At 69.7% G+C, this 19,933-nt stretch carries 22 protein-coding genes; 9 read left to right on the top strand and 13 right to left on the bottom strand.

Translation table 11 applies throughout. From position 1 onward, the window contains the following. Both HOQ08_RS06090 and HOQ08_RS06095 read right to left on the bottom strand, forming a co-directional pair. The coding region (locus tag HOQ08_RS06090) for a hypothetical protein (RefSeq protein ID WP_291192482.1) at window positions 1–306 on the bottom strand (306 nt) is incomplete at its 3' end. 88 nt (window positions 307–394) lie between these two features. Further along, window positions 395–1,951, bottom strand: a complete 1,557-nt coding sequence (locus tag HOQ08_RS06095; RefSeq protein WP_291192483.1) for a YdiU family protein — start codon at window positions 1,949–1,951, stop codon at window positions 395–397. Between the two features lie 103 nt (window positions 1,952–2,054). On the opposite strand from HOQ08_RS06095, the gene HOQ08_RS06100 reads away from it, so the two are divergent. Next, the gene (locus tag HOQ08_RS06100) at window positions 2,055–2,393 is read left to right on the top strand and encodes a YkgJ family cysteine cluster protein (protein WP_291192484.1); all 339 of its coding nucleotides are present in this window, start codon (window positions 2,055–2,057) and stop codon (window positions 2,391–2,393) included. Between the two features lie 29 nt (window positions 2,394–2,422). Here the strand turns inward: HOQ08_RS06100 and HOQ08_RS06105 are convergent, their stop codons facing one another. From HOQ08_RS06105 to egtB, 4 genes are all read right to left on the bottom strand, one after another. After that, complete coding sequence (locus tag HOQ08_RS06105) at window positions 2,423–3,130, bottom strand: 16S rRNA pseudouridine(516) synthase (RefSeq protein WP_291192485.1); 708 nt, start codon at window positions 3,128–3,130, stop codon at window positions 2,423–2,425. Beyond that, window positions 3,127–4,182 carry a methyltransferase gene (locus tag HOQ08_RS06110; protein WP_291192486.1) on the bottom strand — a complete coding sequence of 352 codons (1,056 nt, stop codon included), beginning with the start codon at window positions 4,180–4,182 and terminating at the stop codon, window positions 3,127–3,129. Before HOQ08_RS06110 ends, HOQ08_RS06105 begins: the two co-directional genes overlap by 4 nt. 130 nt (window positions 4,183–4,312) lie before the next feature. Then, complete coding sequence (gene egtD / locus HOQ08_RS06115) at window positions 4,313–5,299, bottom strand: L-histidine N(alpha)-methyltransferase (protein WP_291192487.1); 987 nt, start codon at window positions 5,297–5,299, stop codon at window positions 4,313–4,315. 22 nt (window positions 5,300–5,321) lie between these two features. After that, window positions 5,322–6,572: an ergothioneine biosynthesis protein EgtB gene (gene egtB / locus HOQ08_RS06120; protein ID WP_291192488.1), complete on the bottom strand. Its 1,251-nt coding sequence runs from the start codon at window positions 6,570–6,572 to the stop codon at window positions 5,322–5,324. A 197-nt stretch (window positions 6,573–6,769) separates the two neighbouring features. On the opposite strand from egtB, the gene HOQ08_RS06125 reads away from it, so the two are divergent. Beyond that, on the top strand, window positions 6,770–7,204 hold the full coding sequence (locus HOQ08_RS06125) for a DUF6491 family protein (protein WP_291192489.1): 435 nt from the start codon (window positions 6,770–6,772) through the stop codon (window positions 7,202–7,204). Between the two features lie 57 nt (window positions 7,205–7,261). Here the strand turns inward: HOQ08_RS06125 and HOQ08_RS06130 are convergent, their stop codons facing one another. From HOQ08_RS06130 to HOQ08_RS06140, 3 genes are all read right to left on the bottom strand, one after another. Further along, complete coding sequence (locus tag HOQ08_RS06130) at window positions 7,262–7,681, bottom strand: hypothetical protein (protein WP_291192490.1); 420 nt, start codon at window positions 7,679–7,681, stop codon at window positions 7,262–7,264. 95 nt (window positions 7,682–7,776) lie between these two features. Further along, entirely contained in the window at window positions 7,777–9,960 is a 2,184-nt protein-coding gene (gene rlmKL, locus HOQ08_RS06135; RefSeq protein WP_291192491.1) for a bifunctional 23S rRNA (guanine(2069)-N(7))-methyltransferase RlmK/23S rRNA (guanine(2445)-N(2))-methyltransferase RlmL, read from the bottom strand. Further along, window positions 9,957–10,475, bottom strand: coding sequence for an alpha/beta fold hydrolase (locus HOQ08_RS06140; RefSeq protein ID WP_291192492.1), 519 nt, complete (start codon window positions 10,473–10,475; stop codon window positions 9,957–9,959). Before HOQ08_RS06140 ends, rlmKL begins: the two co-directional genes overlap by 4 nt. Window positions 10,476–10,542: 67 nt before the next feature. Between HOQ08_RS06140 and HOQ08_RS06145 the strand changes: the two genes are divergently transcribed. The 4 genes from HOQ08_RS06145 (at window position 10,543) to HOQ08_RS06160 (ending at window position 13,262) form a co-directional block, all read left to right on the top strand. Beyond that, window positions 10,543–11,097, top strand: coding sequence for an N-acetylmuramoyl-L-alanine amidase (locus HOQ08_RS06145; RefSeq protein WP_291192493.1), 555 nt, complete (start codon window positions 10,543–10,545; stop codon window positions 11,095–11,097). Between the two features lie 107 nt (window positions 11,098–11,204). After that, window positions 11,205–12,071, top strand: a complete 867-nt coding sequence (tesB, locus tag HOQ08_RS06150; RefSeq protein WP_291192494.1) for an acyl-CoA thioesterase II — start codon at window positions 11,205–11,207, stop codon at window positions 12,069–12,071. 18 nt (window positions 12,072–12,089) lie between these two features. Next, on the top strand, window positions 12,090–12,482 hold the full coding sequence (locus HOQ08_RS06155) for a hypothetical protein (RefSeq protein WP_291192495.1): 393 nt from the start codon (window positions 12,090–12,092) through the stop codon (window positions 12,480–12,482). A gap of 72 nt (window positions 12,483–12,554) precedes the next feature. Beyond that, window positions 12,555–13,262: an arginyltransferase gene (locus HOQ08_RS06160; RefSeq protein WP_291192496.1), complete on the top strand. Its 708-nt coding sequence runs from the start codon at window positions 12,555–12,557 to the stop codon at window positions 13,260–13,262. A 66-nt stretch (window positions 13,263–13,328) separates the two neighbouring features. Here the strand turns inward: HOQ08_RS06160 and HOQ08_RS06165 are convergent, their stop codons facing one another. Both HOQ08_RS06165 and purT read right to left on the bottom strand, forming a co-directional pair. Next, on the bottom strand, window positions 13,329–14,852 hold the full coding sequence (locus tag HOQ08_RS06165; RefSeq protein ID WP_291192497.1) for an FMN-binding glutamate synthase family protein: 1,524 nt from the start codon (window positions 14,850–14,852) through the stop codon (window positions 13,329–13,331). 84 nt (window positions 14,853–14,936) lie between these two features. After that, window positions 14,937–16,118 carry a formate-dependent phosphoribosylglycinamide formyltransferase gene (purT, locus tag HOQ08_RS06170; RefSeq protein ID WP_291192498.1) on the bottom strand — a complete coding sequence of 394 codons (1,182 nt, stop codon included), beginning with the start codon at window positions 16,116–16,118 and terminating at the stop codon, window positions 14,937–14,939. A 111-nt stretch (window positions 16,119–16,229) separates the two neighbouring features. Between purT and HOQ08_RS06175 the strand changes: the two genes are divergently transcribed. The 3 genes from HOQ08_RS06175 to HOQ08_RS06185 all read left to right on the top strand — a co-directional run bounded on the left by HOQ08_RS06175 (window position 16,230) and on the right by HOQ08_RS06185 (window position 18,992). Next, window positions 16,230–17,771, top strand: coding sequence for a transglutaminase-like domain-containing protein (locus HOQ08_RS06175; RefSeq protein WP_291192499.1), 1,542 nt, complete (start codon window positions 16,230–16,232; stop codon window positions 17,769–17,771). Between the two features lie 61 nt (window positions 17,772–17,832). Continuing rightward, complete coding sequence (locus HOQ08_RS06180; RefSeq protein WP_291192500.1) at window positions 17,833–18,699, top strand: SPFH domain-containing protein; 867 nt, start codon at window positions 17,833–17,835, stop codon at window positions 18,697–18,699. A gap of 89 nt (window positions 18,700–18,788) precedes the next feature. After that, window positions 18,789–18,992 (top strand): Arc family DNA binding domain-containing protein, encoded by a 204-nt coding sequence (locus HOQ08_RS06185; RefSeq protein WP_291192501.1) that lies wholly within the window; start codon window positions 18,789–18,791, stop codon window positions 18,990–18,992. A 36-nt stretch (window positions 18,993–19,028) separates the two neighbouring features. Here the strand turns inward: HOQ08_RS06185 and HOQ08_RS06190 are convergent, their stop codons facing one another. After that, window positions 19,029–19,409 carry a hypothetical protein gene (locus HOQ08_RS06190; protein WP_291192502.1) on the bottom strand — a complete coding sequence of 127 codons (381 nt, stop codon included), beginning with the start codon at window positions 19,407–19,409 and terminating at the stop codon, window positions 19,029–19,031. Window positions 19,410–19,440: 31 nt separating this feature from the next. After that, window positions 19,441–19,836, bottom strand: coding sequence for a DUF423 domain-containing protein (locus HOQ08_RS06195; protein WP_291192503.1), 396 nt, complete (start codon window positions 19,834–19,836; stop codon window positions 19,441–19,443). Between the last annotated feature and the right edge of the window lie 97 nt (window positions 19,837–19,933).

The following is a 19,933-nucleotide window of genomic DNA, read 5'->3' on the forward strand; positions in this document are numbered from 1 at the left end:
TGCCTCGCTGCCGGCCATCGCCGGTGGGCGGCTGGAGGCGCCGAAGCCATCGAAGTCCAGGCCGCAGGCCAGGTAGCCGCGACGCGCCGCGAACGACAACCAGGAATCGCCCGGCGCGAATTCGAAACCGGCGGCGAGCATGGTCGGAAAACTCGCGCCGTGTACGAACAGCAGGCTGCGGCCGTTGGCCTGCGCCGGTGCCATGCAGTGCAGCGCCACGCGCTGTCCTGGCGCCTGCGGCAGGGGAAGGTAATGGGTACGCACGGCTGCGGCGGACAGCAGGGCGGCGAGCAGGGCTGCGTGCATGGCGGACATCCAGTTGGACGAATGCAGTCACGCTGATAGATCCGCCGACGAGTTGTTTCGATACCGGGCGAAACGTCGCGCTTCCCCTCTACGAACTGCACGAAAGCATCGAGCAGCCTGCGCGATGCCTCGCCCAGTCCGGGCGCTTGCGCGCAAAGCGCTCGCATCCGGGCTGCTCGTCGCATGGGCGGCGCATCACCTCCAGCAACTCGTGCACCTGCGTGTAGTCGCCCTGCCCGGCCCGGTCGATCGCCTCCTGCGCAAGGTAGTTGCGAAGGACGTATTTCGGGTTGGCAAGGCGCATGCGGTTGCGTCGCCGCTCGGCCGACAGGGGATCCTCGCGCAGCCGCGCGGCATAGCGTGCGAGCCAATCGCGCAGGAGCGGTCCGGCGGACACGCAACGGTGCTCGTCATAGCAGGCGCCGGCAAGCAGGTCTGGCGACGGCGCATCTGGATCGAAGTCGATCAGGGCGCGCCAGGCAAGGGTCATGTCCGCGCCGGCCTCGCGCATCCAGCCATGCAGCGCATCGCGCAATGCCAGGTCGTCGTCGCGGGCGAGTTCCAGGCCGAGTTTCGCCGCCACGTTGGCGCGGTCGGCGGCATGCCACGCGGTGGCGTAGCGGTCGAGTCCCGCCTGTAGCGGCGCCGTGTCGGCGAACAGCGGCGAGAGCGCGCTGGCCAGCCGGGCCAGGTTCCACCAGGCCACGTTGGGTTGCTGACCGAAGCGGTAACGGCGGCGCGTGGCATCGGTGGTGTTGGGCGTCCAGTCCGGGTCATAGTCGTCGATCCAGCCGTAGGGGCCGTAGTCGATGGTCAGGCCGAGGATGGACATGTTGTCGGTGTTCATCACGCCGTGCACGAAACCCGCCCGCATCCACTGCGCGACCAGCTGCGCGGTGCGCTCGCAGATCTCGCCGAACCAGTCCGCGTAGAGGTTTTCTCCCTGCCCGCGCAGGTGCGGGAAGTCCCGGCGGATGGTGAAATCAGCCAGCTGGCGCAGCAGCGCCACGTCGTTGCGCGCATAAGGCAGTTCGAAATTGCCGAAGCGAATGAACGAGGGCGCGACGCGGCAGACGATCGCTCCCGGCTCCTCGCGCGGATGGCCGTCGTAGAACATGTCGCGCACCACCGCCTCGCCCGTTTCGAGCAGGCCCAACGCGCGCGTGGTCGGGATACCCAGGTGGTGCATCGCTTCGCTGCACAGGAACTCGCGGATCGACGAACGCAGCACCGCGCGCCCGTCCGCCCCGCGCGAATAGGCCGTGGGGCCGGCACCCTTGAGTTGCAGTTCCCAGCGCTGGCCTCGCGCGTCCAGCGCCTCGCCCAGCGAGATCGCGCGGCCGTCGCCCAGTTGCCCGGCCCACACGCCGAACTGGTGGCCACCATAGTTGCTCGCCCATGGCTGCATGCCGTCCAGCAAGGCGTTGCCGCCAAAGATCCAGGCGAAGCGCTCGCTGCGGAGATCGTCTTCGGCCAGGCCGAGCGTAGCGGCCATCTCGGCCGACCAGGCCACCACGCGCGGCGCAGCCCCCGGGGTCGGTTCGACGCGCGACCAGAGGGCTCCCTCCACCTGGCGCAGGCGCGGGCCATCTTCGGGGTCGCCGGGAAGCTCGCGCACGAAAGCATTGTCGAATTCGAAACGCATGCCCGCATGATCGCATGCGGCATGACGCCATGCGTCTGCACGTGATGCAGCGACGGATACGCATTCTTAGCGCATGATGCGGCCGCAAGCCCCATACTGACGCATGATTGACGACGTCGAAAACGACAGCTACGCCACGAGCATCGACCCCGCGGTGCAGTGCACTGCATGCGACGCGGTCTGCTGCCGGCTGACCGTGGTGCTGATGCCCGAAGACCATGTGCCCGACTGGCTGGTGGCGCACGACGACCATGGGCTGGCGACCCTCGCCAAGGGCGAGGACGGCTGGTGCGCGGCGGTCGATCCGAACACGTCGCGCTGCACGATCTACGAGGACCGTCCGGCGATCTGCCGCAAGTACGCGATGGGCAGCCCGGGCTGCCGGGACGAGCGGCGCAAGTGGTACGGCCGGGCGCTTCCCACGCCGGTGAAGCTGCTTTAGCGCCTCATGCGGCGCCGGCCCAGGCCGCTCTACGTGGGCGGGTCGAAAACCTTCGCGACCGTCCCCGCGTCGATCTCCCGCCATTCGCCAGGCGCCAGCCCGTCGAGCGTCAGTTGCCCGATCGCCACGCGGTCGAGCGCTTCGACATGGTTGCCGACCGCCGCGAACATGCGGCGCACCTGGTGGTAGCGCCCCTCGGTGTCGGTCAGCCGCGCCCGCCGCGGCGCGAGCACTTTCAGTTGCGCCGGCGCCAGCGGTGTGGTTTCCGACTCCAGCATCAGCGTGCCGCTGGCAAACAGCGCGGCCTCGTCGCCGGCGAGGTCGCGCGCGAGCGTCGCTTCGTACACCTTCGACACACAGGCCTTCGGCGAGATGATCCGGTGCAGCAGCGCGCCGTCGTCGGTGATCAGCAGCAGGCCCGAGGTGTCGCGGTCAAGGCGGCCAACCGTCGACAACGCCGGCTCGCGGCGGCGCCAGCGCGGCGGCAGCAGGTCGTAGACCAGCCGGCCCGCATCCTTGCGCGAGCAGGTGACGCCGAGCGGCTTGTGCATCAGCAGCACCAGGCCGCTGGGTGGGTCGAGCGGCTCGCCATCGATGCGCACCCGGGCGTGCTCGACCTTGTCGTCGGCGTAGAGCAGCTCGCCCGCCGCATCGGTGACGCGGCCCTCGCCGAACAGCTGCAGGACGTCCCGGCGGCTGCCATAGCCCAGGTTGGCGATCATGCGCAGCAGTTTCATCCGCGCACCGCCTCGATCACCTTGAAACCATCCTGCGTGGCCACCGTGCGCACCTGCGCAAAATGCGCGGCCAACGTCGCCTCGTAGGGAAGGTGCCGGTTGGCGACCATCCACAGGCGCCCGCCCGGGCGCAGTGCAGCCGCGGCTGCAACGATGAAGGCGCGCCCGAGATCGGGCAGGTCGGCGCGCCCCTGGTGGAAGGGTGGATTGCTCACGATCGCATCGTAGCGGTGGGGCAAGCCCTGGATGACGTCGTGCCACAGCACGCGCACTGCCACCGCGCGCCCGCTGGCGGCGACGGCCTCGCCCAGGTTGGCCTGCGCCGGCTCGATCGCACGTGCCTGCGCTTCGTAGAGATCGACCGAGGTGATGGCCGGACACCGCGCGATGGCCTGCGCCGACAGATAACCGTAGCCGGCGCCAAGGTCGGCAAGCTGTCCATGCAGGTTGCCCGGCAGGTGCGCCGCGAGCAGCGCGGACGCCGGATCGATGCGATCCCAGGCGAACAGGCCTGGCCGACTGAGGTAGCCGTCCACGATCCGGCGCGGCTCGTCCAGCGCGGCCCATTGGGCCTGCAGGTCCCTGTCCAGGCGGTCGCCCGCGCTGGCCCAGAACACGCGGCACCTGTGCTTGGAGAGGCCTTGCACGGACCCGAACAAGCGCCTGAAGTCGGTTTCCGCCGACTTCGCGCCTTCGGCATTGGGTGCGGCGGCAAGCACGCATCCGCCCACCGATGCGAGCGCAGCCGCGCGCGCGAATACCGCCCGCGCCTCGTCACGCTGGCGCGGCGGCAGCACCAGCACCAGATCGAAACGGTCGCCATGCGCCGGCTCGCCGACTGCAAGGCCCGCACGCTGGAGCTCGTCCGCGAACGGCCGAAACCCCTGCTGGCACAGCCAGCCGGAGCCGGCGCACTGGCGCAGGCGACTGCCGACACGCGCATGCAGGAAGAGCACGCGCGCGCCAGCGGGCAGCGCCAGCTCACCCTGGGTGACAGGCAGAAGCAACGCCTCGAGTTGGCCCTCGGGCGTGGCGGCGACGGATGATGCCATCGGAAAAGGAAACAGCGGACGGAGGGCGGATTCTACGGCGTCTTCCGGGACCGCTCCCATTCACCTGCCAAGCCCCCCATCGAGAACCGGCAGTTCGCCCGCCCACTCTGCGCTACGCGAAGCCGGCTGTTCAGTGCCCTGCCGATCCGGCACGCGCCAGGTACTGCACGCTGAACATCCGTTGCGGGTCCAGCCAGACGCGCAGCACTTCCAGCCCGGCTTTCGCCGCAAGCGCAGCGAAGTCCTCTGGCGAGTACTTGCAGCTGATCTCCACGCGGATCGCCTCGCCTTCGCCAAAAGCGACCGACGTGCGGCCTATCCGCGCCTTCTGCGCGCGCTGGCTGACCAGGCTGGTCTCGATGCGCCCGGCCAGCGCGTTGTAATGCGCGCGGTGGCCAAAACCGCCCAGGTCGAAGTCGCTGCCCAGCTCGCGATTGAGGCGCGCCAGCATGTTGAGCGTGAACGCGGCGGTGACTCCGGCCGCGTCGTTGTAGGCGGCCTCGATCAAGGCGGTGTCCTTCTTCAGGTCCACGCCGATCAGGATGCCGCCGTTCTCGCCCATTTCCCCGCGCATCTTGCGCAACAGCGTCACCGCCTCGCGCGCGGCGAAATTGCCGATGGTCGAGCCGGGAAAATAGACCACCGTGCGCCGCGGCGCGCGCGGCGGGATCGGCAGGCGCAGCGGCCGGGTGAAATCCGCGCACAGCGGCTGCACCGGTAGCTGCGGGAAGCGCTCGCCCAGCCGCCGCACGCTCTGCTGCAGCGGCCCGGGGGAGATTTCCACCGGCACGTAGCTCACCGGCGAGACCATGTGCTCGAGCAGTTGGCGCGTCTTGGTCGCGCTGCCGCTGCCGTACTCGACCAGGCGCACGTCCGGGCCCAGCTGGTCGGCGATGCTGGCCGCGTGCGCCTGCATCAGGGCGATCTCGCAACGGGTCAGGTAGTACTCGGGTTGATCGCAGATCCGCTCGAACAGCGCCGAGCCCTGCGCGTCGTAGAAAAGCCAGGAAGGCAGGCGCTTGGGCTGGGCGCGCAGTCCGCGCTGGACGATCTCCAGCAGGCCGCTGGCCGGTGGAGTGCGTCCGTCGTCGGGCAGGTCGAGGGCACGGGTGTTCATACGGTGGGGGCTCCGTAGATGTCTATCGATCGCGCGCAAGGCGCAGCCCGGCGAACTGCCAGCGCGCCTGCGGGGGGAAGAAGTTGCGGTAGCTGGCGCGTACGTGGTCGCACGGCGTGGCGCAGGAACCGCCGCGCAGCACCCACTGCCCGCACATGAACTTGCCGTTGTACTCGCCGAGCGAGCCCGGCAAGGGGCGGAAGCCCGGGTAGGCGATGTAGGGCGATGCGGTCCACTCCCACACGTCGCCGTACATCTGCGCGAGGCCGGGGCGCGCAGCTGCCTGCGGCGGGTGCGGCGCGCCATCGAGCAGGTTGCCCTCCACCGGCAGCGCGGCGGCCGCCGCTTCCCATTCGGCTTCGGTGGGCAACCGCGCACCGGCCCAGCGGGCAAAGGCGTCGGCCTCGTAGTAGCTCAGGTGGCAGGCCGGCGCGGCCGGATCGAGCGCACGCACGCCGGCCAGGCCGAAGACGCTGGCCAGGTCCGGCTGCCAGTACAGCGGCCGTTGCCAGCCTTCATGCTGCACCGTTGCCCAGCCGTCGGAAAGCCACAGCGAGGGTTCGCGATAGCCGCCGTCGTGCACGAACGCGGCGAATTCCTCGTTGGTGACCGGCCGGCTCGCCAGCGCGTGCGGCGCCAGCAGCACGGCATGGCGCGGGGTTTCGTTGTCGAAGGCGAAGCCCTCGCCCGCGCTGCCGATCTCCAGCACGCCCTCGCGGCCAGGCAGGAACTCCAGCGCCATCGAGCCCGACCTTATTGCCGACCGCGGCGCCTCTCGCAGGTAGGCCGGCAACAGCGGGTTGCACCACAGCGCATGCTGGATGTCGGTCAGCAGCAACTCCTGGTGCTGCTGTTCGTGCTGGAGCCCCAGCGTCACCAGCGGCGCAAGCGCCTCGTCCTGGTCGCGCAGCAGCCGCTCGCTGACCGCTTCGTCGACGTGGCGCCGATAGGCCAGCACTTCCTCCAGCGCCGGCCGCGAGAGCAGCCCGCGCTGCGGCCGCGCATGCATCGGCCCCACGCTCTGGTAGTAGGAGTTGAACAGGAAGTGCCAGGCCGGGTCGCGTGGCCGATAGCGTGGATCGCGGCCGAGCACGAACTGCTCGAAGAACCAGGTGGTATGCGCCAGATGCCATTTCGCCGGGCTGGCGTCGGGCATGGACTGCACCATCATGTCCTCGGCAGACAGGCCGGCGCACAGCTGCAAGGTCTGTTCGCGCACGCGCCGGTAGCGGCCCGCCAGGACGTGGCCGGCGGGCGGATGCAGCGTCGTCATGGCCTGCTCCCCGATTGCTCGGGCGCAGCACCGTACCAGGGGACGGATCGAGCCGTTGGCATGCTCCAAGCTTGGCGCAGCCATCGTTCAATACTTGTGATCCGGCAATGGCAGATTGCTGACACGGCCACTGGCGGCCGCATCGCCGGCGCGCGATGCTGGGGCTGCCCTACCTCTTTTCCAGCGAGGTGATGCCCATGAAACGCCTGCCTTCCCTGCTGCTTTTGGCCACCGCGAGCTGTACCACCGCGCTTGCCGGCAACGCGCCATCGGCGCACAAGCCACTGCCCTACGCGCGCTGCATCCAGACCGACAAGATCAACGAGTGGCACATCGTGGACCCGCGCACCGCGCTGGTTCGCACGGGGCCGTACCGTTACGAGGTCCACCTGCAGGCCGATTGCCCGCGCCTGGGCGTGGGCCTGCCCGGCTTCCTGCTGCGCGCCAACGAATCGAACAAGGCAGTCGGCGGCGGCCGCATCTGCGGCGAGGTGGGCGAAACGGTGAGTGCCCGCGACCAGCCGCCCTGCGCGATCTCCTCGGTCACCCTGATCGACCAGACCAAGTTCGATCAGTTGCGCAAGCATGCCGTGCGCCACGGCAGCGGTGCCGAGCTGCCGCCCGGCAAGTGACCGCCGGAAACGAAAAGGCCCGGCATGGCCGGGCCTTTCCGGAACGCAGGAGCGCGCTCAGTCGTCGTCCTCGTCGTAGCCGACGTAGCGGACGGGCGGGGTCTCGTAGATGGTGCGCGTTTCCACCACGCGCCTCGTCACTACCGGCTCTTCGTAGATCACCCGCACCGGACGCCGGTACACCGGCCGCTCGTAGACCACCGTGCGTGGCGGCGGATTGAGGGCGTTGTCGACCAGCCCGATCACCGCGCCGGTGACGATCGCCCCGGCGATCCAGCGGCCGCCGCTCCAGTAGCCGCCGCCGTGACGGTAATCGCGACGCCAGCCGTGGTCGTCCCAGTCGCGGTCGTAGTGGCCGCCATGCCAGCCGCGATCGTGCCAACCGTGTGCCGCGGCGCCCGTCGGCAGTACCGCGATCGAGGCCAGCAGCAGCGCGGCCATCGCCAGGGCGGTTTTGCTCAGCCAACGCTTGGTCATGATGCTTGTCTCCATGCCGGGCATCGTTGCCCTTGGCCACGATGCTCCGGCTGGCGTGCTTAATCGCCACTTAAGCGGTTGCCTGTGTGCTTGGCCTATCGCTTGATCCGGGCGCTGTCCCAGGGGCTGGCTCCGGCGCGGTGCAGGCGCAGCAGCCAGCAGCCGTGGATGTCGGCGCGGCGTGCGAAGTCGAACGGGATGCTGGCCGCGCTCCAGTCCTCGATGGTGAAGCGCTCTTCCAGTGCCGTGCGGTCGAGCTTGAACCGCCGGTAGTTGTTGGAGAACACGATCACGCCGTCCTGCGCGAGGTGCGCGGCGCAGGCCAGCAGCAGCACGGCATGGTCGCGCTGCACGTCGAAGTCCTCCGCCCGCTTGGAGTTGGAGAAGGTCGGCGGATCGACATAGATCAGCCCGTAATGGCCACGGTCGCCCCGCAGGAAGGTCATCGCATCGGCCTGCACCAGCCGGTGTGCGGCACCTGTGAAGCCATTGCGCGCGAGATTGCGCGAGGCCCACTCCAGGTAGGTGCCGGAGAGGTCGACGCTGGTGGTGTCGCGCGCGCCGCCGGCGGCAGCGTACACGCTGGCGGTGGCGGTGTAGGCAAACAGGTTGAGGAAACGCTGGCCCCTCGCCAGGTCGCGCAGCTTTGCGCGTACCAGCCGATGGTCGAGGAACAACCCCGTATCAAGGTAGTCGGTGAGGTTGACGAGGAAGGTCAGGCCGCCCTCGTCCGCCTCGTGGAACTGACCGCGCTGGTCGAGGCGGCCGTACTTGGCGCCGCCCTTGCCGCGCTCGCGGGTCTTGAGGGCGATGCGCTCGCGCGGTACCTCCAGCACTTCGCCGGCCACGCGCACGATCTCGCGCAACCGCGTGCGGGCGACCTCGGCCGGCACCTCCGCGGGCGCGCGGTACTCCTGCACGTGCAGCCAAGTATCATCGCCGCCCTCGCGCCCGTAGACGTCGATCGCGGCCGCGTACTCGGGCAAGTCCTGGTCGTAGGCGCGCCAGCAGAGGATCCCTTCGCGGGCAAGCCGCTTGCGCTGGTGACGCAGCGTTTTCTCCAGCCGGTTCTTGAGCATCTGCGCGCCAGCCGAAAGCGGCCGAGGCTCGCGTGCAGCCGTTTCGCGCGGCGACAGCTCGAAGGTCAGCAACACGGTTTCCAGCGCGCCGTTGTAGAGCGCATAGCGCTTGTCCGCATGCAGGCCGAGCGCACGGCCGAGTTCCGCGTCGCCTGCAAGCACCGCCCCGCGCCAGCCGGTGAAGCGCGCGCGCAACGCATCGCCCAGCGCACGATAGAGGGCCGGCATCTGGGCGCGCTCGCCCAGGCGCTCGCCATAGGGCGGGTTGGTGATGACCAGGCCGGTCGTAAAACCCGGCGGCGGCGCGACGTGCGCCACATCGTGCTTTTCCAGCGTGAAAAATCCGGCGACGCCTGCTCCCTGCGCATTGCGCTTGGCCACCTGCAACATGCGCGGGTCGGCATCGGAGCCGAAGAACGCGGCGCGAAGCCCGCGCAGGCCCTCTTCGGCGCGCCGGCGCGCCTCGTCCAGCAGGCCGCGCCAGAGCGCGATGTCGTGCTGCTGCCAGCCGAGGAAGCCGAAGTACTCGCGGCGCAGGCCGGGCGCAACGTCGGCGGCCATCAAGGCGCCTTCGATCAGCAGCGTGCCCGAGCCGCACATGGGATCGAGCAGCGCGCCGCCGCCGGCGTACACCTGTGGCCATTGCGCACGCAGCAGCATCGCGGCGGCGAGGTTCTCCTTCAGCGGCGCCTCGCCCTGTTGCTCGCGCCAGCCGCGGCGATGCAGCGGCGTGCCGGCAAGATCCAGCGACAAGGTCGCGCGGTCGCGCTTCAGGCGCAGGTTCAGGCGTACGTCCGGCTCTTCGGTGTCCACGCCCGGGCGCGCGCCTTCGCGCTGGCGGAACTGGTCGACCACCGCATCCTTGACGCGCTGGGCAATGAACTGGCTGTGCGTGAGCTTGCTCAGGGCGGTGTGCGCATCCACCGCCAGCGTGCCGTGCGGTGCCAGGTGCGCCGACCAGTCGATCGACTGCACGCCAGCGTAGAGCGCCTCCTCGTCGGCCGCGTCGAACTCGGCCAGCGGCAGCAATACGCGACTGGCCAGCCTCGACCACAGGCAGGCACGGTAGGCGGTCTCGAGCGTGCCGGTGAAGCGCGCGCCGGCCAGCGCCTCGTGCGCCTCGCCGGCGCCGAGCGCGAGCAGCTCGTCGCGCAGCAGGTATTCCAGGCCCTTCGGGCAGGTGGCGAAGAACGCGCTCATGCCAGCGTTTCGAGGAACAGCGCGAATTGCCGTTCGATCGCGGCCAGGCTGCCGGCCAGCCGGTGGTCGTCGTCCAGAATGACCAACGGCAGCTGGCGACGGCCGGCAAAGGCGTAGATGTCGTCCAGCGGGCATACCTCGTCGCGCCAGCCGTGGACAAGCAGCGTCGGCACGTCCTGGCGCACGTCCAGCGCGATGTCGAAACCGGGAATTGCCTCGGGCGTGGCGAGCAGGAACAGGCCGGCGACGGGATGCTCCAGCGAGGCCAGCCCGGACACGAACGCACCCATGCTGGAACCGACCAGCACGGGCGGTGCATCGCACTCCTCGATCGCAGTACGCAATCGCGCCAGCCGCGGCGCCACCGAACCGGCGTGGCCACGCGCGTCGTCCTCGCGGTAGTCCGGTCGCTGCGTGCGCCAGCCGCGCGCCTGCGCCAGTGCGGCCAGCGCGCTGACCTTGGTGGCGTCCGGGCCGGCATCGGAGCCGTGCGAAAGAAGGATCGTGCCGCGCATCGCCCGGATCTCATGTGCCGCCGTGGGACCGGGCATGATAGCCGGTGCCGTGCGAGACTTCCCTACCATGCCCTCCATCGTCGACCTGCCCCTGCCTTACGTCGACCGCCTGCCCGAACGTCCGGCCGAGGCGGTGACGCTGGTGGTGATCCACTGCACCGAACTGCCGGACCTCGCCACCGCGCGCGAGTACGGCGAAAAAGTGCTGTACGAGAGCGGCGCCGGCAACAGCGGCCACTACTACATCGACCGCGACGGCAGCATCGCGCGCTACGTGCCCGGCACGCGCATCGCCCACCACGTGCGCGGGCGCAACGCCGATTCGATCGGCATCGAGCTGGTCAATCGTGGGCGCTATCCGGACTGGTTCGTTTCAAGCAACCAGACGATGGGCGAGCCTTACCCAGACGTGCAGGTCACGGCATTGCGTGAGCTGCTCGCGCAGCTTCGGCAGGAGTTTCCCAACCTGCGGGCCATCGCGGGCCACGAGGATCTGGATACCGCGCGCGTGCCGGCCAGCGACGATCCGGCGGTGATGGTGCCGCGCAAGCTCGATCCCGGCCCGCTGTTTCCGTGGGATGCGATCGTTCCCGTGTGCGGATTGGAGCGCATCAGGGCCTGACCCGGCTCTTCCGCGTGCGCCGCCCTTCACTCCAGCCCTCTCACCCGCAGGGGAGAGGGCGCAAAGGCCCCTATAATCGCGATTCCCCCCACGCGCCACGGATACCCATGCGGGAAGAACACGTCAAGGAACTGGTCGACCTGCTCCAGCTCGAACGGCTGGAGGACAACCTGTTCCGCGGCCAGAGCCGCGACATCGGCACCCGCTTCGTGTTCGGCGGCCAGGTGCTCGGGCAGGCCCTGGCGGCTGCGCAGCAGACGGTCGATCCCAAGCGCGAGGCGCACTCGCTGCACGCCTACTTCCTGCGCGCCGGCGACATCGACGCGCCGATCGTCTATTCGGTCGAGCGCGCGCGCGACGGCGGCAGCTTCTCGGCGCGCCGCGTGGTGGCGATCCAGCACGGCCAGCCGATCCTGAACGGCGCGATCTCGTTCCAGGAGCCGGAAAAAGGTTTCGAGCACCAGAGCGCGATGCCCGAGGTGCCCGCGCCGGAAGACGTCGAGCCGATGCGCCACCTGCCGCCGGACGAGCTGGCCAAACTGCCGGTGAAACTGCAGCGCTGGCTGGGCATCGACGGCCCGTTCGAGTTTCGCCAGGTGTGGCCGCGCGACGAGTTGCGCCCGACCAAGCGCCCGCCGATCCAGCACATCTGGTTCCGCCTGACCGCGCCGATCGGCGACTCGCCGGTGTTGCACCGCGCGCTGCTGGCCTATGCCTCGGACTTCCATTTGATCGGCACGGCCACGCTGCCGCACGGCATTTCTTACATGACCCACAACGTGCAGATGGCCAGCCTCGACCATGCGCTGTGGTTCCATCGCCCGTTCCGCGTGGACGAGTGGCTGCTGTACTCGTTCGACAGCCCGACCGCACAGGGCGGCCGCGGCCTGGCGCGCGGACAGATATTCAGCCGCGACGGCCGGCTGGTCGCCTCCAGCGCGCAGGAAGGCCTGATCCGCCTGCGCGGCGAGTAACCTGGCTAGACTTGTCCCATGCGTCCGCTCTACACATCACCCCGCCAGGAAAACATCGACCGCGTCGTCGCGCTGCTCGCCGAGCACGGCATCGAGACGACGATCACCGGCCGCTCGAACTGGAACCGCCCGAGCTACCAGCGTTTCAGCTATTCCCAGCGCAACGAGAACCGCGAGAGCTGGCCGCAGGTATGGGTCAATCGCGCCGACGACTACACCCAGGCGCGTGCGCTGATGCGCGGAATCGGCATCGAGCCGATGGTCAGGCACGGCGAGGAACTGGCGCTGGCGCGCAACCCGACGCCCGAGTCGCGCCGCGCCGGCGTGGCCACCCGCGTGCGGCGCATCGTGCTGCTGGCGCTCGCCGCGGCGTTCGTCATCCTGATGCTGCGCTACATGGGCAAGATCTAGCCCCACGGCAGGTCAAGGCGCCCTTCTCGGAAAATTTGCAACCGGTCGCCGATGCGGTCATAGAATCGCTCCATGCGCTCCGAACGCGTCCGCCTGTTCCAGACCCTGCCGCACACCTGCGGCTACTTCGCCGAGCGCACGGCGCAGAACCTGGTGATCGATCCGGCCGCACCGCGCCTGGACCAGCTCTACGGTCCGGCGCTTGAGCGCGGCTTCCGCCGCGCCGGCGGCCACCTGTACTACCCCAACTGCCCGCAGTGCCATGCCTGCACGCCATGCCGCATCGACGTGGAGGGTTTCGCGCCGGACCGCTCGCAGCGGCGCTGCCTCAAGCGCAACGCGGATCTGACCGTGGTCGAGTGCATGGCCGGCTACAACGCCGAGCGCCACGCGCTGTACGAAACCTACCTGCGCGCCCGCCACAGCGGCGGCGGCATGGACGAGGCCGATGCCAGCGATTTCCGCCGTTTCCTGACCGCGCCGTGGAGTCCCACGCTGTTTCTGGAATTCCGCCGCGGCACGCGGCTGCTCGCCGTGGCGGTCACCGACGTGTGCCTCAACGGACTGTCGGCGGTCTACACCTTCTTCGAGCCCGACGAGGCCGCCCGCAGCCTGGGCACCTACGCCATCTTGCAGCAGGTGCAGCTGGCGCGCCGCCGCGGCCTGCCGTGGGTGTACCTGGGCTTCTGGATCGAGGGCCATCCGAAAATGGATTACAAGCGCCGCTTCCGACCGCTGCAGGTGCGCACGCGCGAGGGCTGGATGCCGCTGGATCCATAGGGTGGGCGTAGGTGGTCTTCAGCCCACCGTCCCCTTGCAGCAAGCAGGCGGCGGCTGGAGCCCACCCTACGAAGACTGCGGGCGCGCCGAGCCCGCCTGCGGATACGGGAACAGCTTGACCAGCGGCACCGACAGGCCGTCGTCGCCGACCACGCGGCAGTGCGTGCGGTCGAGCTGCCGCGGATCGTCCACGCCGCAGCTGTGCGCGATGATGCCGACCTCGACCATGAGGTTGCGTGCGTAGTTGGCCACCTTCTCGCTCTTGTCGGTGACCACCAACCCGCGCTGCAGCTTCGGGTTCTGCGTGGTGATGCCGGTCGGGCAGGTGTTGCGGTTGCACTGCAGCGACTGGATGCAGCCCAGTGCCAGCATGAAGCCGCGCGCCGAGTTGACGAAGTCGGCGCCCATCGACAGCGCCCAGGCCACGTCGTAGGCGGTGATGCGCTTGCCCGAGCAGATCACCTTGATGCGCTCGCGCAGGCCCTTGGCGATCAGCGTGTCGACCAGCGCCGGCAGCGCCTCGTGCAGCGGCAGGCCCACGCCTTCCATCAGCGTCTGCGGCGCGGCACCGGTGCCGCCCTCGGAACCGTCGACGATGATGAAGTCCGGGGCGCTCTCGATGCCGCGCTTCCACACTTCGTCGCATAGCTCCTCGATCCAGCCGCAATCGCCCAGCACCGCCTTGAAACCGGTCGGCTTGCCGCCGACCTCGCGCACGTGCGCGACGGCGTCGAGCAGCTGCGGCACGTTGGCGATGTCGAGATGGCGGTTGGGACTTTGCGAATCCTTGCCTACCGGGATGCCGCGGATGGCGGCGATCTCCGGCGTCACCTTGGCGGCCGGCAGCAGGCCGCCCATGCCGGGCTTGGCGCCCTGGCCGAGCTTGATGCTGACCATCTTCACCTGCGCATGGGCGCAGATCGCACGCAGCTTGGCGTCGTCCAGTTGGCCGTCGGCGGTGCGCACGCCGTACTTGGCGGTGCCGATCTCGAACACGATGTCGCAGCCGCCTTCCAGGTGGTAGGGCGCCAGGCCGCCCTCGCCGGTGTCCAGCCAGATGCCGGCCTTGGCCGCGCCGTGGGAGAGCGCGCGCACCGCCGGCGCCGACAGCGCGCCGAAACTCATCGCCGAGATGTTGAAGAAGGCGGCATGGTCGTAGGGCTCGCGCGCGTACGGACCGATGCGGACCGGTTGCGGAGGAACGTGGTGGCCCTCCAGCCGCGGGAATGGCGCGTTGACGAAGAACGGCACGCCCTCGGCGGAAAGATCGCGCGTGCTGCCGAAGCCGATGGTGGTGTCGACGTTCTTGGCGGCGCGGTACACCCACACGCGCTGGGCGCGGTTGAACGGCAGCTCCTCGCGGTCGCTGGCGAACAGGTACTGGCGGAAGAACTCGCCCAGGCGCAGGAATCCGTAGCGGAAGTGGCCGATGACCGGGAAATTGCGCAGCACCGCATTGCCCGTCTGGTTGCGGTCGGCGATCCAGACGGCCAGTACGACCACCACCGCCACGGCCAGCAGCAGCATGAACAGCGCCGCCAGTGTTTCGACCAGCACGATCAGCCAGTGTGCGAAGCCTTCCGGTGCCATCGCCTGCCCTCCTGCGGATGAAGCGGAGAGCCTAGCCTATTCGCACCTGGGAAGTTCCCCGCAAGGCGGCCTTGCCTCGGCCCATCAAAGCTCGACCCGCAGGCACCCCGCCGCCCTTACCGCCTTCGCACGGGCAGCTTCGACATCCGCATCCCGCGCCAACGTCACCGCCATGCGCCGGCGCCCCTTCACCTCCGGCTTGCCGAAGATGCGCAGCTGCGTATCCGGCTCGGCCAGCGCTTCGGCCACGCCGTGGTAGCGCGGCGCGCGGCCCTCGCCCTCGACCAGCACGGCGCACGAGGCCGCGGGCCCGAGCTGGCGTATCACCGGGATCGGCAGGCCCAGGATCGCCCGCGCATGCAGGGCGAACTCGGACAGCTCCTGCGAGATCAGCGTCACCAGCCCGGTGTCGTGCGGACGCGGGCTGACCTCGGAGAAGATGACCGTATCGCCCCTGACGAAGAACTCCATGCCGAACACGCCCCAGCCGCCCAGCGCGGCCGAGACGGCGCCGGCCTGGCGCTGCGCCTCGGCCAGCGCGGCATCGCTCATCGGCTGCGGCTGCCAGGACTCGCGGTAGTCGCCGTGCTCCTGGCGGTGGCCGATCGGCAGGCAGAAGCTGGTGCCGTCGCGGTGGCGCACGGTGAGCAGGGTGATCTCGTAGTCGAAGTCCACGAAGCCCTCGACGATCACCCGCCCCTGCCCCGCGCGCCCGCCCGATTGCGCGTAGTCCCAGGCCTGCTGCAGCCCGCCCGCATCGCGCACCGTGCTCTGGCCCTTGCCGGAGGAACTCATCACCGGCTTGATCACGAACGGATAGCCGATCGCCTCCGCTGCCGCGCGGTATTCGGCCTCGGTGTCGCAGAAGCGGTAGGGCGAGGTGGGCAGGCCCAGCTCCTCGGCGGCGAGGCGGCGGATGCCCTCGCGGTCCATGGTCAGCCAGGCCGCGCGCGCCGTGGGGATCACGCGCAGGCCCTGCCGCTCCAGCTCGACCAGGGTGGGCGTGTGGATCGCCTCGATCTCCGGCACCACCAGGTCCGGCTGCTCGCGCGCGATCACCGCGCGCAGCGCGGCACCGTCGAGCATGTCGACCACGTGGCTGCGATGCGCCACCTGCATTGCCGGGGCGTCCGCATAGCGGTCGACCGCGATCACCTCGACCGCGTAGCGCTGCAGCTCGATGGCCACCTCCTTGCCCAGCTCGCCCGAACCCAGCAGCAACACGCGCAGGGCGCGGTCGGACAGCGGCGTGGCAAAGGGCTTCATGGGGCGGCTCCGGCGGAAAAGCGCGCATTGTAGGGCTACGCTGCACTGCGCATTGACGTGGGCTTCGCCACCCGTTCCACTGTGGCCAGTCATCCATCCCCGGGGTTGACCATGCGCCGCGTCCCGCTCACCTTGGTGCCCGCGTTCCTGGTGGGCATTTTCCTGCTGGGCACCTGTACCGCCGCGCACGCCGGCACGGCGCCGCAGACCGACTGGATGACCGTATTGCTCGGCGGCCGCAAGGTCGGCCACCTGCAGATCGACCGCGAGCGCAAGGACGGCATCCTCACCACCACCCAGACACTGGCGCTGGACCTGAGCCGTGCGGGCAAGCCCATGCACCTGGGCAACCTGAGCCGCAGCGTGGAAGGGCCGGATGGCCAGCCACTGGGGTTTTCCGCGCGCACCCGGATGTCCTCCATGGACAGTACGGTGGAGGCCCAGGCCGACGGCGCCGGGCGCTATCTGGTCACCACGACCGTGGGCGGCCAGAGCCGCAACTCGCTGATGGACTGGCCCCCCGGCGCGCTGCTCGCCGAGGGACAGCGGCTGGCGGCCATGGCAGCCGGCCGCGAGGCCGGCCACCGCTACGGGCTGCGCGAGTTCGACCCGTCCAGCCAGCAGGTGGTGGACGTGCAGGTGGACATCCTGGGCGACGAGACGGTCGCCCTGCCCGGCGGCGCCATGCGGCTGAGCCACCAGCGCCAGACGCTGGCGCTGGCGCACGGCCGCCAGACGCTGGACCTTTGGGTGGACGAGCAGGGCATCGCCCGCAAGGGCCTGATGTACCTGCTCGGGCAACCGCTGGAAATGCTCGCCTGCGACCGTGCCTGTGCGCTCGCGCCGAACCAGCCGGTGGACATGCTGCGCGCCGCCACGGTCGATTCGCCGCGGCTGCTGCCCTCGTACGTCCGCTCGATGCCGATGCGCTACCGCATCCACGTCAGCGGCAATATCGGGCAGCCGTTCATCACCACGGACGAGCAGCAGGTCACCGCGCTGGGCGGCGACGACTGGATGGTCGACGTAGGCGGCGCCCATCCCGGACGCCAGGCGCCGCCGCAACCGGCCGACCGCGAAGCCAACGCCTGGCTGCAGTCGGACGCGCCGGCGATTCGCCGGGCGGCGGCCAAGGCGGTGGACGGCGCGCGCGACGATCTTTCGCGCATGCGCCGCCTGCGCCAGTTCGTCAGCGGCTACGTCACCGCACACGGGCTGGACGTGGGCTATGCCTCCGCGCTGGAAGTGCTCGACAGCCGCGAGGGCGATTGCACCGAGTACGCCGTGCTGCTGGCCGCGATGGCGCGCGCCCAGGGCATTCCGGCACGGGTGGTCAGCGGCATGGTGTATGCCGACCGCTTCGCCGGCGTCTCCCGCACGTTCATGCCCCACGAATGGGTGCAGGCCTGGGTCGATGGCCGCTGGCAGAGCTTCGACGCGGCCCTGCGTCACTTCGACAGCACCCACCTGGCGCTGGCCAGCGGCGACGGCGACCCCTGGCACTTTGCCGCCACCACGCAGCTGTTCGGCAACCTGCACATCAGCCAGGCAGTGCCGGACGCGGACCTGAGCACGCCGGTGGGCGGCGCGGCGGCACCCGCGGGCAACGGCGTGAGCAACGGGGGCGGCAACAGCGGCGGACGCGGCGGCTGAAGCCACTTGCATCATGATATATTTTTGATATCTACTTCCCGCATCCTAGGGAGGTAGCAGCATGAACGAGCGCAAGGGCTTTTCGATCGCCGGCATCCCCTTCATCGGGGTTTGCCTGGTACTGGCGGCCATCGGCCTGTGGCTGCTGTTGAGCGCCGATCCGGCGCAGCCGGCACCGCACGTGGTTCCGGGGATCCTTGTGCTGCTTTTCGCCGGTTTCCTGCTCAAGGGCTTCTTCCAGGTCGCGCCCAACCAGGCGCAGGTGATGCAGCTGTTCGGCAAGTACGCCGGCAGCGTGCGCGACGAAGGCCTGCGCTGGACCAACCCGTTCTACGCCAAGGCGCGCCTCTCGCTGCGCGTGCGCAACTTCGAGAGCGGCAGGCTCAAGGTCAACGACAGCGACGGCAACCCCATCGAGATCGCCGCCGTGGTGGTGTGGCAGGTGATCGACACGGCCGAGGCGGTGTTCTGCGTGGACGACTACGAGAACTTCGTGCACATCCAAAGCGAATCGGCGCTGCGGCAGATGGCGCAGAGCTATCCGTACGATGCGCACGAGGACAGCCAGCCTTCGCTGCGCAGCCATGGCGAAGTCATCAACGATCACCTGCGCGACGAGATCCAGGCGCGGCTGGAACGCGCCGGCGTGCAGGTGATCGAGGCGCGCATCAGTCACCTGGCCTACGCGCAGGAAATCGCCCAGGCCATGCTGCAACGCCAGCAGGCCGGCGCCATCATCGCCGCGCGCACGCGCATCGTCGAAGGCGCGGTGAGCATGGTCGAGATGGCGCTGGACCAGCTGAGCCGCCGCGGCGTGGTCGAACTGGACGAGGAGCGCAGGGCGGCGATGGTCAGCAATCTGCTGGTGGTGCTTTGCGGCGAGCGCGGCACCCAGCCGGTGGTCAACACCGGCACGCTGTACGGCTGAGGAAAGCGCCATGGGCTACGCCATTCCCGTCATCGTGGTGATCCTGGTGGTCGTCATCGCCGTCACCGCACGCCGCCGCCGCTGAGCCGATGCCTGCGGAGAAAAAAGCCTATCCGCTGCGGATCAGCGCCAGCGTCCTGGGAGCGATGCAGCGCTGGGCCGACGACGAACTGCGCAGCGTCAACGCGCAGATCGAATACGTGCTGCGCGAGGCGCTGCGCAAGTCGGGACGGATGAAGTCCGACACGGCCAGGCCGGCCCCTGATGACGAGGCGGAGCCCGGCGCGCGTTGATTGCGCCCCCCGTGCGGCAACGCTTCCGGCAAAGTGTCAGCGCGACACCGATGCCAGGGGCTGCGGGCGCAACCCGGGCAGCCGTACCACCTGCGGCTGGGCATCCCCCAGCACCACCAGCCAGCGGCCTTCGAGTACCAGTCGGTCGACGTCGGCCAGGCCATCGGCCCGGTCGATCGTGCCCAGCGGGCGGCCATCGTGGGCGTCATAGGCGCTGATGCTGTCCTGCTGGCGGTCCGCCACCAGCAGCCAGTCGTGGCCGTCGGCGGTCCAGCGCACCAGCTGCTTTGGCGGTTGCTCGGCCTGCGGCGGCGCGACGAGCCCGACCAGCGCCGCCGCGGCGAGAAAAGTCCCGACCAACCGCAGGCGCCGGTCGAGCCGGCGCAGGGTACGCGGCAAGAGCGGGTATCGGCGCATGCCGGCAGCATGGCGCCGCGGCATGACATCCCTATGACGCGGGCTTGTCTTCGCGACGAAGCGCCACGCCCAGCGCGAGCCAGCCGACGATGAAGGCGACGCCGCCCAGCGGCGTGATCGCGCCGCACCAGCGCGGCGCCCCCAGGGCCAGGGCATAGAGGCTGCCGCAGAAGAGCACGATGCCGGCGGCGAATGCGATAAACGCCGTGCGGCGCGCGCGGCCTGCGGGCGCCAGGCAGGCAGCCGCCAGCGCCAGCGCGTGCCAGAAGTGGTACTGCGTAGCGGTATGCCAGAGCTCGCGCCCGGCCGGGTCCAGCACGCCGCGCAGCGCATGCGCGCCGAACGCGCCGAGCAGCACGGCGCTGGCGCCGGCCGCGCCGGTCAGCCAGGACGCCCGGCGCAGGATGGCAGGGACAGGTTGTCGCATAAGCACCTCGGGGGCGACGTCCGCACCGCCTCGTGGCGTATGCTGGCGCGATGCATTGCCCGGATTCTTGCATGAAGCCTTCGCGCCTGGCCCGCCT

This window comes from Frateuria sp., assembly GCF_013362045.1.
Taxonomy (GTDB): domain Bacteria; phylum Pseudomonadota; class Gammaproteobacteria; order Xanthomonadales; family Rhodanobacteraceae; genus Frateuria_A.